The organism is Alcaligenes faecalis, assembly GCF_009497775.1.
Classification (GTDB): Bacteria; Pseudomonadota; Gammaproteobacteria; order Burkholderiales; family Burkholderiaceae_B; genus Alcaligenes; species Alcaligenes faecalis_D.
In genome coordinates this window covers 2,178,972-2,190,977 of sequence record NZ_CP031012.1, presented here as the reverse complement: position 1 = coordinate 2,190,977, position 12,006 = coordinate 2,178,972, and the positions used below count along the sequence as shown (strand labels likewise).

The 12,006-nt window shown below is 55.3% G+C and carries 10 protein-coding genes; 6 read left to right on the top strand and 4 right to left on the bottom strand.

Features of this window, described 5'->3' with window-relative positions; genetic code table 11:
• Nucleotides 1-247: 247 nt before the first annotated feature.
• Nucleotides 248-1,777: a polyphosphate:AMP phosphotransferase gene (gene pap, locus DUD43_RS10220; RefSeq protein WP_153230207.1), complete on the top strand. Its 1,530-nt coding sequence runs from the start codon at nt 248-250 to the stop codon at nt 1,775-1,777.
• A gap of 104 nt (nt 1,778-1,881) precedes the next feature.
• On the opposite strand, the gene DUD43_RS10215 is transcribed toward pap, so the two are convergent.
• The 4 genes from DUD43_RS10215 to DUD43_RS10200 all read right to left on the bottom strand — a co-directional run bounded on the left by DUD43_RS10215 (nt 1,882) and on the right by DUD43_RS10200 (nt 6,943).
• Complete coding sequence (locus DUD43_RS10215; protein ID WP_153230206.1) at nt 1,882-2,340, bottom strand: hypothetical protein; 459 nt, start codon at nt 2,338-2,340, stop codon at nt 1,882-1,884.
• Nucleotides 2,341-2,358: 18 nt separating this feature from the next.
• Nucleotides 2,359-3,561, bottom strand: a complete 1,203-nt coding sequence (purT, locus tag DUD43_RS10210; protein ID WP_153231596.1) for a formate-dependent phosphoribosylglycinamide formyltransferase — start codon at nt 3,559-3,561, stop codon at nt 2,359-2,361.
• Between the two features lie 150 nt (nt 3,562-3,711).
• Nucleotides 3,712-5,304, bottom strand: coding sequence for a multicopper oxidase family protein (locus DUD43_RS10205; protein WP_153230205.1), 1,593 nt, complete (start codon nt 5,302-5,304; stop codon nt 3,712-3,714).
• A 571-nt stretch (nt 5,305-5,875) separates the two neighbouring features.
• A complete protein-coding gene (locus tag DUD43_RS10200) occupies nt 5,876-6,943 on the bottom strand; it encodes a DNA-binding protein (RefSeq protein WP_153230204.1) in 1,068 nt (355 codons plus the stop codon).
• 189 nt (nt 6,944-7,132) lie between these two features.
• Between DUD43_RS10200 and DUD43_RS10195 the strand changes: the two genes are divergently transcribed.
• The 5 genes from DUD43_RS10195 (at nt 7,133) to DUD43_RS10170 (ending at nt 11,949) form a co-directional block, all read left to right on the top strand.
• Nucleotides 7,133-8,332: a tyrosine-type recombinase/integrase gene (locus DUD43_RS10195; RefSeq protein ID WP_153230203.1), complete on the top strand. Its 1,200-nt coding sequence runs from the start codon at nt 7,133-7,135 to the stop codon at nt 8,330-8,332.
• A gap of 220 nt (nt 8,333-8,552) precedes the next feature.
• Entirely contained in the window at nt 8,553-9,485 is a 933-nt protein-coding gene (locus DUD43_RS10185) for a LysR family transcriptional regulator (protein WP_153230202.1), read from the top strand.
• Nucleotides 9,486-9,588: 103 nt separating this feature from the next.
• Entirely contained in the window at nt 9,589-10,269 is a 681-nt protein-coding gene (locus DUD43_RS10180; protein ID WP_153230201.1) for a DsbA family oxidoreductase, read from the top strand.
• A 45-nt stretch (nt 10,270-10,314) separates the two neighbouring features.
• The gene (locus tag DUD43_RS10175) at nt 10,315-11,340 is read left to right on the top strand and encodes a cyclase family protein (protein WP_153230200.1); all 1,026 of its coding nucleotides are present in this window, start codon (nt 10,315-10,317) and stop codon (nt 11,338-11,340) included.
• A gap of 168 nt (nt 11,341-11,508) precedes the next feature.
• Nucleotides 11,509-11,949 carry a YtoQ family protein gene (locus DUD43_RS10170; RefSeq protein WP_153230199.1) on the top strand — a complete coding sequence of 147 codons (441 nt, stop codon included), beginning with the start codon at nt 11,509-11,511 and terminating at the stop codon, nt 11,947-11,949.
• Nucleotides 11,950-12,006 lie beyond the last annotated feature (57 nt).

Below are 12,006 nucleotides of genomic sequence, written 5' to 3'. Positions count from 1 at the left end.
TTATTTTTAAGAATAAGCAGGTCTAAAAATAAAAATATTTTTAAAAAAAGAAAATTCAAGAATAATAAAAATATTAGGGTTCTGTTGTTTAGATGCCTGAATGGTGACGTGTGGACTGATAGGTCTCGTCCATGTGTGGTCCTGCTCCCTTCCCTGTTCATCGAGCCACTTATTTTTGCGTAAACGGTAGTTTTTCTTGTTCTTGCATGGTTATAGTGAGCAGCTATGTAAACCGGAGCAAAGCACCATGGGCCATGTACTACAGTTTGCCGAACGCGATCCCAGCTTGAGTGATGACTTGGCCAAGGAGCAGATTGAGGTTCTGCGCGAAGCCTTGCTGTCCAAGCAGTACGAACGCCTGGATAAAGCAGATCAAACTCTGCTGATTGTGGTGGCGGGTATGGATGGTGTGGGTAAAGGCTCTGCGATCAATACCTTGAACACGTGGTTGGACCCTCGCCATGTGCACACTCTGGCGTTCGGCAAGTTAAGTGAAGAAGAAGCCATGCGCCCTTTGATGTGGCGTTATTGGAATAGTCTGCCGGCTCGTGGTCAGACAGGTTTGGTGTTTGGTTCCTGGTACGCCCCTTTGATGAAAGAATTGGGCCGTAAAGAACCGGATCCGGCGAAGATTGCGCTGTATACCCATCTGATCAATCGTTTTGAGGCGCAGTTGGCATATCAAGGCGTGCAGGTTCTGAAGCTGTGGTTCCATCTTTCCGCCCAGGCTCAGCTGGATCGATGCGCAACCCTGATGTCTGATCCCAATACAGCCTGGCGCGTCAGCAAGGCTGACCTGAAAGTTCACAAGCAATTCAATCGTTTGCGCAATGCCGCTACGCAAACCATCAATCTGACTCATCGAAATTACGCGCCCTGGGTGGTGATCCCCAGCGCGGATAAGAACCTGCGTGATGTGTCTTTGGCCAAGGTGGTTCTGGAGGCGATGGATAAGCCTATCGTCCCGCGTCAGGTGAAAGAGCCGCATGCTTTCCCGTTCCGCTTGAACGTCCCGACTGTCTCGCTGCAGTCCCCTCCTCCTGAAGAACCTGTACAGGATTACGATGCTGAGCTCCTGCATTGGCAAGGTCGTTTGTCCTGCGCGGTACGTAGCAAAGCCTTCCGCAAGCACTCTTTAGTGCTGGTGTTCGAGGGGCGTGATGCGGCGGGTAAAGGTGGCACTATTCGACGTTTGACTGAAGCCCTGGATGTACGCACTTACGATATCCACCCTATTTCTGCCCCTAACACTGTGGAGTTGGCGCGCCCGTATCTATGGCGTTTCTGGCGCAAACTGCCGCGTCTGGGTGAAATCTCGATTTTTGATCGATCCTGGTATGGCCGTGTACTGGTCGAGCGAGTGGAAAAATTGATTTCTCGCGCCGCCTGGCATCGTTCTTACGAGGAAATCAACGAATTTGAGGCGCAGTTGCTAGCCAACGGCACAGCTGTGATCAAGTTCTGGCTGGATATTGATAAGGACGAGCAGCTCAAGCGCTTCAAGGCCCGCGAGGAAACGCCCTTCAAGAATTACAAGATTACGGAAGACGATTGGCGTAATCGGGAAAAATGGACGGCCTATCAACGCGCCGCCCAGGAGATGTTCGCCCAGACCGATACTCACATGGCACCTTGGCATATTGTGCCCAGCAAGGACAAGAAAGCCGCTCGTATTCAGGTGCTGCGCACGGTAGTCGAAACGCTGGAGTCCCTGGATGAACACATGATCAGCTTGAATGAGCCGGCCTTGTCTGATCAGGTCAGTGAGCAGGTATAAGGCTGCAAGTGTTTTTTTCCGGCAAGGCTTTGCTGCGTACTGTATTAGGGAGTGACGGTTTTACTTCTGCAGGATGTGCTGTCTGCTTGTAGAGACAACGAGCCTTATAAATCCTGCCGCGCTGCCAGACTTAGTATCTTGTGCCAACGCTTGGCTTCTGCGGCATGGGCGGGTTGAATGTCCCAGCTTTGTGCCGGGTTACGCAAAGTCAGCTTCAATCCCCTGCCCTGCAGCTCGATTGCTTCTATATCCGCAAAAATAAACCCGCGCGCGCCCTGCCCGGTTTGAATCTGGCCGCGTTTTTGCAGAGCATCCAGGCGTATCGAGCCATCAGGTAAAGCCAGTTCCAGAATGCGCTGGCCTTGCTGTTTTTTGCCGTGGATGGCCAGATAACGGCGCCGCCATACGATAAAGGGGGTCACCAGAATGGCCGCCGCGATCAGCAGGCTCAAGATAGCGGCGATGACCCCGGCACTGGCGCTGACCAGACTAAAGAGCTGCATTCCACCATACACAAGCGCCGCAATAATCCCTATGAACAGCAGGACGACGATGATGGGCATGGTGGAAAACTCCTTGTTTTAGCGGGCTTGGACTTTGACGGTGGCAGCCGCTTGGCGGGCGTTGGCGCGGGCTGTTTCCAGGTCAGCGTCTGCTGCCAGGGCGACACCCATGCGGCGCTTTTCAAAGCTCTCGGGTTTGCCGAACAGACGGATATCGGTTTGCGGGATGCGCAAGGCTTCGGCCACATTCAGGAAATCCACGTCTTTTGCGTCTACACCGCCGTAGATCACGGCGCTGGCGCCGGGCATACGCAAGGCGGTATTCACAGGCAGGCCCAGAATGGCGCGTGCATGCAGCTCAAATTCGGACTGCCATTGGGTGGCCATGGTAACCATGCCGGTGTCGTGAGGACGGGGGCTGACTTCACTGAACCAGACCTGATCGCCCTTCACGAACAGCTCTACGCCAAACAAGCCCTGACCGCCCAGGTTCTGGGTAACGGCTTGGGCAATCTCGCGCGCGCTTTGCAGAGCTTTAGGGCTCATGGGCTGTGGCTGCCAGCTTTCCACGTAGTCGCCATCCACTTGTTTGTGGCCGATAGGATCGCAGAATTGGGTTTCTATCTGGCCGTCTGCGCCTACGGCACGGACGGTCAACAAGGTGATTTCGTAGTCGAAGTCGATAAAGCCTTCAACAATGACGCGGCATTGGCTGACGCGGCCACCCGCCATGGCGTAGTCCCAGGCTTTGGCAACATCATCTGGGCCGCTGATCTTGCTTTGGCCTTTGCCTGAGCTGCTCATCAAGGGTTTGACCACGCAGGGATAGCCAATCTTGCCATCGATAGCGGCTTGCAGTTCTTCCAGCGATTCGCAGAACTGGTAGGGGCTGGTGGGAACGCCCAGGGTTTCAGCGGCCAGGCGGCGGATGCCTTCACGGTCCATGGTCAGACGAGCGGCACGGGCGGTTGGAATAACGCGCACTTTGCCCTGGGCTTCCAGCTCTTCCAGCACGCCGGTGGCAATGGCTTCAATCTCGGGCACGACCAGGGTGGGCTTTTCTTTTTCGATCAGGGCGCGCAGTTGCTCGGCGTCACTCATGGTGATGGTGCGCGAGTGATGGGCGACTTGTTGGCCAGGTGCGTTCTCGTAGCGGTCTACCGCTATGGTTTCAACCCCCAGGCGCTGCAGCGCAATCAGCACTTCTTTGCCCAGCTCTCCCGAGCCCAAGAGCATGATTTTGTCCGACGACGACGATAAAGGGGTGCCCAACAGGCTCATGGCGCGTGCTCCGCTGAAAATGAGGAATTCAAAAGCGGTATTGTAATGCAGGCGACGTCGGGTTTTTTTCAAGCAGGACTGCTTTGTCCGCCCTGCTGGCACACAGGCTTGCAGGGCGGATGTTTTCAAGGCGCTACGTCAGGGATCAGGCTACTCCACCATGAGCTGCGCCATCATGCCCAGGTCCTCGTGCTCCAGGATGTGGCAGTGGAACATACGCAGACCCGGTAATTCCTGGCGAAATGCCAGCCGGACTGTCTCGTTGGGGCGCAGATTCACCGTATCGCGCCAGGCCCGGAAAGCCTCCGGTACGGACAGCATCCCGGTTTGACGCGCCAATACCTGAAACTGGGTTCCGTGCAGATGGAAAGGATGGTCCATATGGGAGTCGTTGATCACGTCCCAGTATTGCCACTCCCCTGTCGGGCAACGCAGGTCGATGCGGTCCATGTCGTAGACCTGATTGTTGATGCGAAACATGGAGCGCATGGCAGCCATGCCGGGCATCATGGCGTCGCTATCCATTCCTGCCATGCCCTGATGATTCATCCCGGACGAACTTGCCATGCCAGAGCCTTGCCCGGATTGCATGTCATGGTTCATGGGCATGACTTCGCTGAATACGACTTTTGCGGTGCTGGAGGCTGCTGGAATCGCAGGAATTGCGCGCAATTGCTCGGGCAGTTGGATTTCCTGATGGCGGATTTTTAGTGTCGCCAGTGTCAAGGTTTCGGGATCTTCCTGCACCATCATTTTTTGCCGGTCGTAGTACAGCGCTTGCAGGCGGCTATCCAGGTCTTTGTCCGCCTGGATAAAGAACTCCACCCGCTCGGCCGGGGCCATCAAAATCGAATCGGTGGCTGCCAAGGGCTGTTCCAACAGTCCGCCATCCGTACCGACTTGAACCAGGCGGGCGCCGGGGATATGTAGCTTTAAATATCGGGCAGAACACGAGTTCCAGATACGGATGCGTTCAGCAGTGCTTGCCTGGATAAGCGGTTGGCGTTGACCATTCAGCAGGACGAACTGCCCTTCCCTGCCATTCATCCAGTCGGGACCTGTGTTGGCCGGGATGTGGCCATTGATGTCCAGCCGCAAATCGCTAATGGCCCAGTGCTGCTCTGTGTAGTCCTTTAACGGGTCTTTGGGAGAGCGAACAATAATTGTCCCGCCTAGCCCATGGGCGACCTGCTCCCCGCTTTTGCCATGAGGATGCGGGTGATACCAGTAGGTACCGGCGCAGCCTTCGGGCAAGGTAAAGCGGTAGTAGCGGCTTTGTCCTGGCATGACGGCGTCTTGCGGGTTGCCGTCCTGATCCGAGGGAACCGGCAAACCGTGCCAGTGAATGGTAGTGGCTTGGGCCAGCTGGTTTTCAAATTCGATTTCTACCTGATCACCCTCATACAGCTCGATCAGCGGGCCGGGAGCTTGGCCATTGTATAGCCAGAGCTCGGTGCTTTTGTCATCCGCCAGAACGCGTTGATGGGCAGCTGCAGTAATTTTGGCCTGGAAAAGCCCCTTTTTTTGACTACTGTTTTTAAGCACAGGCAACACTTGCAGAGCCTGGCCAGCCGGCATTTTGTCTATGGGCATCAGTCCTTGGCGGGTGCTCATGCCGTGGCCGGGCATATCGCCGGACATGGAGCCGTGGTGCCCCATCATGCCTTGCGCCCAGCTTCGCATAGGCAGGCTGCTCAACAGGCTGGCACCTAAAGTCAGTTTGAAAAAATCGCGTCGTTTCATGGGTTTATCCCTATTAATCATCAATACATATGCGCCGCCCATGCCTGATTAGCACAGGCTTTTTGGGCTTGGGGCGGCAATTAAAACGAGATGATCAGGACGAGCGCGGAGGTGGCTGGGCGGGACCAATCAGCCGGGAGATGTAGTTTTGATGCAGGGGAACCGGAGGGAAAGCGGGCTGTAATGCGACCGTTTCCGACGGTGGAGCCTGTGTTGCCAGACAAGCGCAGCAGCCGCTTTTCAGCGGAGTGCTGCAGTGGTTGGGAGCGCTATGGTGAGACTGTCCCGACGAGGCGTGTTGCCCCTGAACGGTGCTGTGATCTGTATCTTGAGCCGTGGCGTGCGCGGCAAAGCTGGTGCCTAGCCCCATGCTGCCAAACAAAACAAGCAGGCCGACTAATAAAAGCCAGCCTATCGTTTTGCGAGATGAAATGGGTGCGCGCAGCATGGGCAAAAGCTTAGCATGAGGCTTGCCTGCGTCGTTTGAGCAAAAACAGACCGTTACATGCAGTGGTCCATAAGCGAAACAAGCTTGCCGTACTGCATGCTGGTCTAGGCTGCTGAATGAGCCTTATTGTTCAGGATCGCTCTTGATCAAACGTCGTTTCAAGCGCACAGGTCGTACGGGCTGCGCTTGGGCTTGCTCCAGTTCCTGACTAAGTAGCTGGGCTTTCTTGCGCGCCTCTTCATTCTCCCGCTCCAGCAAAGCAGCGCGAGTACGCAGCATTTGCAATTGCCCTTGCATCTCTTTGGCCAAACTATGGCTTATATCCATCGCCGCCTGCATGGCTCGGCGCTCGCCCTGCTCTTGTCCCAACTCCTGGCGCAGCTTCTGCATGTGATCCTGCTGCTTGTTCAGCTCCTGTTCGTGAGCCTGACGCTGGGCCTTGTTCGCTTGTTCGGCTTCTTCTATTTGCTGACGCAGTCGCGTTTGAATGGAGCGCTCCTTGTCGATCTCCAGCAAAGCACGGCGCTCGTTGGCCTGGGCGCGTTCTTCGGTCAATTCAATGGCTTTTTGCAGTCGCTCCAGATCCTGGGTGAATTGCTCACCTTGGCGTCGTAGTTCCCGCTGGACCAATTGCTTTTCGGTCTCCAGCTCGTTCTGGCGTTGCTTGGCGTGCAGCAAGTCTTGTTTCAGAACCGCTTGTTCCTGACCGGCTTCCTGTAGCTCTTCTTTCAGCTTTTCTATGCTGGCTTGAGCGTTTTTCAAAGCGCCCTGCTCTACTTCCAGCGCCTGCTGAGCTTCGTGGCTTTGGGCTTGAGCCTGTGCGACGCGTTCATCAGCCTGAGTCTGGTAATGCAGCATCTGCTGTTTTGACTGCTCCATGGCCTCTTGCCAGATACGGCCCAGCAGATCCCCTGTCAGGGTTTGCAGCTCTTCGGGCATGTCTGCCACATCCAGCCGAACCCGGCTTTTATCCCGCAAATCTTCCCAGAACGTCTGTAGCGCCTGAGCAGGAGCGCTCATGCTGCCCTTGCGCACCAATTGGTACAGCTTGTTGGCCGTAGGTGTGACGCCATAGCGAAAAAACAGGAGTGCAGCCACTTCTTTGTACAGAGTCTGCGTATGGCTGAAGCGATCACGTAATTCAGCAACATCGGCCAGGATTTGCCCCTCGTTTGGCTGGTTTTGCTCCATTTTTCCACCTTCCTTGATAATTTAATTAATAATACAACGTAATATATAAAATTATCAACAAATTAGATTCTATAATTTGACATTATCTCTATAATGTCAAATATCTAACCTTTAATAGCCCGAATTGCACAGGTACGGGTTTGAAAGCCCTTCCCTGCTCTCTTAACGCCTCCGTTTTTCTGTTTATCCATGGAAATAGCCAAAACTTCGCCCTCAACAGATTTGGGATCGGACGATATTGCTCAATTGCTGGCTCGTTTTGACGGACGGCAAGGGGCAAACCGTTCTGTCGGCGGGCGTGCGCAGATTGAGGCGCAAACAGATATAGAGGCATTGCGAGCGTGGTTGGCGCGCTATATAGATAGTCCGCGCACCTACGCGAACTACCGCAAGGAGGCGGAGCGTCTCTTGTTATGGGCGGTCTTGGAGCGTCGCAAGGATTTGTCTTCGCTTAGCCTGGAAGACATCCTGGCCTATCGCTTGTTTCTGGCTGATCCCCAACCTGCGCATCGCTGGGTGGTTCAAGGGCGTTCTCGCCCTGCCCGTCACCATGCCGCATGGCGACCATTTGCCGGGCCTTTGTCGGAAAGCAGCCGGAATCAGGCTTTATTGATCCTGAACTCTTTATTTAGCTGGCTGGTGCAGGCGGGATATTTGGCGGGCAATCCTTTGGCCTTGTCTCATCAAGGGCGTCGTCAAAAGAAAACTAGCGCCCCCCAGCAACGGTATTTGAGCCGACTGCAATGGCGCTGGGTGCAGGATTACATCCAGGCTCTGCCTGAAGATACGCAGAGCGAACTGCGCTATAAAGCCCGTGTGCGTTGGCTATTTTCCATTCTTTATGGCGGTGCTCTGCGTATTTCCGAGCTGGTTCAGGCCCGTATGGCCGATGTTCAGGAGCGTGCCGATGCGGGAACGACAGCCCAGTGGTGGCTGCATATCCACGGCAAAGGGGATAAATGGCGTCGTGTGCCTTTGACGCAGGAACTGTATGGCGAGTTGATGCGTTATCGACAGGCGCATGGCCTGGAAGGACCGCCCCAGGCTTTGGAGCCCTATCCTTTATTGATGTCGGCCGGCGCCAGTGACAGACACCTGACCGGAGCCATGGCGCATGTTCTGGTCAAACAGGTTTTTCAAGGCAGTGCAGATCGTTTACGGAGTCTGCATCCTGACCAGGAGTCGCAGGCTCGTATTCTGGAACAGGCCTCGGCACACTGGCTGAGGCACTCGGCAGGCTCGCACTTGGCTGATCAAGGGGTGGATTTACGTATCATCCGCGACACCTTGGGCCATGAGTCCATCGCCACGACCAATATCTATCTGCATGCGGATGATGATCAGCGTCATCAAGCCCTGGAGCAATCCCATAGCTTGGGTTGGAAATAAGCTATCAGTCTTTGTCCGATTTTATGTGGGAAAATCGACTGCCGACTGCCGACTGCCGACTGCCGACTGCCGACTGCCGACTGCCGACTGCCGACTGCCGACTGCCGACTGCCGGCAGCAATGCGGTAGGATACGATTCCTGAAGTGGCGGCGTTCCTGTTTCCGGGCATGCTCCCCGCCCAAGCCCTGCTATAGCTGATTGTTGGAGTACCTATCCCTTATGGACACCTTTAATGTCATGCGCACGTTCCGGCGCATTGTGGAGCTGGGCGGGCTTGCCAAAGCCGCCGAGGACCTGGGGATATCAGCGGCGGGACTGAGTAAGCAACTGCGTACTCTGGAAGCGCATCTGGATACCGTGCTGATTCAACGCACCACGCGCAGCATGAGCCTGACCGAAACCGGCCGCAGCTACTACGCCGAATGTTGTCGGATACTGGATGAGCTGGACGCTCTGGAGCGTTCTGTAAAACAGCAGTCCCAACGTGTGACGGGCACCCTGCGCGTGAATGCTCCCTTGTCGTTTGCACTGAGTGTCCTGTCCCCATTGATTACGGATTTTCTATGCAAGTATCCAGACCTGAAGCTGGAACTGGTGATGGAAGACCGGATTGTGGATGCCGTAGCCCATGGCTTTGATGTGTCGGTGCGTTTGCGCACCAGTCTGGATGACTCCACCCTGATTGCTCGTCGTCTGGCCACCATAGAGCAAAAGCTATGCGCCGCCCCCGCCTATTTGAAGCAGCATGGCCAGCCTCAGACCTTGCAGGCTCTGCGCAATCATAAAATGATCAGCTACAGCCTGGCGCATACCCAAGGCCTTGTTTTTGACAGTGATTTCGACAGCAGTCCTCAACAGCCCACCCCCAGCGCTACGGCTTTGCTATTTTCTGGTGAACACAGTCAAGTCAATAACAGCCTGATGCTGCGCGATTTTCTGATTGCAGGTTTGGGGATTGGAGCCCTGCCGTCCTTTCTGGCAGATCCGGCGATTGCCAGCGGACAACTACAGCGCGTCTTGCCCGAATACGTGAATGAGCCACGTCATATCTATGCCGTGTACCCGACCAATCGGCATTTGCAGCCCAAGGTCAAAGCCTTCGTGGATTACCTGGCGGAACATCTCCCAAACGCCATGTCCAAGGTTCGATAAACAGGCTTTTCTGAACCTGGAGTAAAAACTGTCTGCACCGCCACGTGCTTATTCTCGGCCGTGGAGATTGCTATTGTGATGACCTTATTACAAGGACATCACAATGCACTTTCAGACACAGCCCGGCACGAGCAATCCCCCGCTCGCCTCCCCTTTAATTATTGATTTCTTCCATGACGCCGTATGTGGATGGTGTTATGTCATGTCGCCACGCCTGCGGCAAGTTGCCGCCGATCTGGGCATTCAGGTTCGTCACCACAGCTTTGTGCTGCAAGACAGCCGTGAGCAGATGCTGCACGCCTTTGGCTCCATGGAGCGGGCCAAAACCGTAATTCTGGGACATTGGGCCGCTTGCGCCCAACACGACGATACGCAGTCCATCAATATCGAGGGCATGCGGGCACAGAGCTTCGAGTATCCCCACGGCATGTTGTCTGCCCTGGCTTGTCAGGCAGCGCAACTGCTGTCTGGCGAGGCAGGCCATTGGGATTACTTCGATGCCGTGCAGCGTGCGCATCTGGCAGACAGCCGCAATATCGGTGATATGGACACCCTGCTGGCAATTGCGGTTGCGCAAGGCTTTGACGGCGAAGCTTTTCTGAACGCTATGGATAGCGATATTGCGCATCAGCGAGTTCAAGCCGATCGCGCCGAGGCAGCACGGTTAGGTATTCAGTCCATCCCCACTTTATTAGTTTCCTCGCGCGAGACAGGCCAGGTGCTGGCCCGTTTGCAGACCCAGTCCGTCGAAATGCTCAAAAGTCGTTTGCAGGCCCTGCTGTAAACGCTGCCCCCTCTTTTTTATCTACGTTCCACAAAAGGACATCCCATGTCGATTCGTTTCTCTCACCGTCTTTTCGGTTTACTGCTGGTTGGCGCAAGCAGCATGAGCGTCTCTCTGGCGCATTCTGCTCACCCAACAAGTAACACCCCGTCTCTTGGCGCCCAGGAAGTGGGCATCAGCCCCTGGGGGCCGGATGATGAAATTGGCCGCCTGAACCTGATCACCCCTGCTTCCCGAGCCGCCATCCTGTCCCGACTGGACGGCAGCAAAGTCTATGACCTGGCGACGGACTACTACCTGGGCATGCCCAGCTGGCAGGACGCGGGCGACCCGCACTATCAATTCTGGATGACCCATACCCCTCGCGGCACCGCGGTGGATGACCCGATGGGAGTCGGTGATGACATGAACACGGTTCGCAGCTACACAGGCACGGCTTTTTCCATGTACAGCCACACGGGCACTCATATCGACGCTCTGAATCACTTCGGGATTCATGGAAAGATCTGGAATGGCTTCAAGGCCGATGAACATCTGGGCGACCGTGGCTGGAAACGTACCGGCATCGAAAAATTCCCGCCCTTGATCGCCCGCGGTGTCCTGATTGATGTGGCCGCCGCCAAAGGCGTAGACATGCTGCCTGACCAATACCGCATTACACGCCAGGACTTGAAGGATGCCCTGGCCCGTCAGAAAACGGTACTGAAAGAAGGCGATATCGTCCTGATCCGTACCGGACGCATGAAGCTCTTTAATGATCCCAAAGCCTATATGAATGCACCTCCTGGCATGGGTCTGGATGCTGCTCGCTACCTGGTGGAAGAAGGCGGCGCCATGATTGTGGGCGCGGACAACTTGAGCTTTGAAACCTTCCCTTCCGAAGTCCCCGACGACTACGTGCCCTTGCATACCTACCTGCTGGCACAACAAGGTGCCCCGATTATTGAGCTGATTGCTCTGGATGAATTGTCCAAGGACAAGGTCTATGAGTTCGCCTTTATTGGTGGCCCGCTCAAGATCCGTGGTGGGGATGCGGCTCCGCTGCGCCCGGTTGCCATCCCGATCCGCTAAGTCAGGCTCCGTCAAGAACCCTCTCCTGTGGCCACCTGCTGTATTTACGAATAAGGGCTATCGAGTCTGCCTGCTGTTAGGTAGCGCTCAATATGCTACTGTTGGGTGGGTTTGAATGCGCCGGGCGCCTGTTGAAGAGGCGTCCGGCTTTTCTTTATGGAGTGCGTAATGACTTACACCGTCTATCTGTCCGGCGAAATTCACACGGATTGGCGCGAGCAGATTGCTCAAGGTGCAAAGGCCGCTGGATTGGATATCACCTTTACCAGTCCTGTGACCGATCACGATGCCAGCGATGCCGCAGGCGATCACCTGGGGCCGACCAGCGAAGGTTTCTGGCGTGATCACAAATCCTCCAAAATCAATGCCATCCGTACCAGAACCCTGATTGAGCAAGCGGATCTGGTCGTGGTGCGTTTCGGGGACAAGTACAAGCAGTGGAATGCGGCCTTTGATGCTGGCTTCTGTGCCGCCTTGGGCAAACCGTATGTGACTTTGCATGCCGAAGACATCATCCATCCTTTAAAAGAAGTGGATGCCAGCGCACAAGCCTGGGCGACCACGCCCGAGCAGATTGTCGATATTTTGCGCTACACGCTGAAAGCCTGACTACCGCTTGCTGCGGACTAAACAGATTGCCCCCGAAGCCTGCATGGAATCCAGGCT

Bases quoted from the DNA above. Each gene is read 5' to 3' on its own strand.
- DUD43_RS10200 (WP_153230204.1), bottom strand. From the start codon at position 6,943: ATGGAGCAAAACCAGCCAAACGAGGGGCAAATCCTGGCCGATGTTGCT.
- purT (WP_153231596.1), bottom strand. From the start codon at position 3,561: ATGAGCCTGTTGGGCACCCCTTTATCGTCGTCGTCGGACAAAATCATG.
- DUD43_RS10180 (WP_153230201.1), top strand. From the start codon at position 9,589: ATGCACTTTCAGACACAGCCCGGCACGAGCAATCCCCCGCTCGCCTCC.
- DUD43_RS10195 (WP_153230203.1), top strand. From the start codon at position 7,133: ATGGAAATAGCCAAAACTTCGCCCTCAACAGATTTGGGATCGGACGAT.
- DUD43_RS10205 (WP_153230205.1), bottom strand. From the start codon at position 5,304: ATGAAACGACGCGATTTTTTCAAACTGACTTTAGGTGCCAGCCTGTTG.
- pap (WP_153230207.1), top strand. From the start codon at position 248: ATGGGCCATGTACTACAGTTTGCCGAACGCGATCCCAGCTTGAGTGAT.
- DUD43_RS10170 (WP_153230199.1), top strand. From the start codon at position 11,509: ATGACTTACACCGTCTATCTGTCCGGCGAAATTCACACGGATTGGCGC.
- DUD43_RS10215 (WP_153230206.1), bottom strand. From the start codon at position 2,340: ATGCCCATCATCGTCGTCCTGCTGTTCATAGGGATTATTGCGGCGCTT.
- DUD43_RS10185 (WP_153230202.1), top strand. From the start codon at position 8,553: ATGGACACCTTTAATGTCATGCGCACGTTCCGGCGCATTGTGGAGCTG.
- DUD43_RS10175 (WP_153230200.1), top strand. From the start codon at position 10,315: ATGTCGATTCGTTTCTCTCACCGTCTTTTCGGTTTACTGCTGGTTGGC.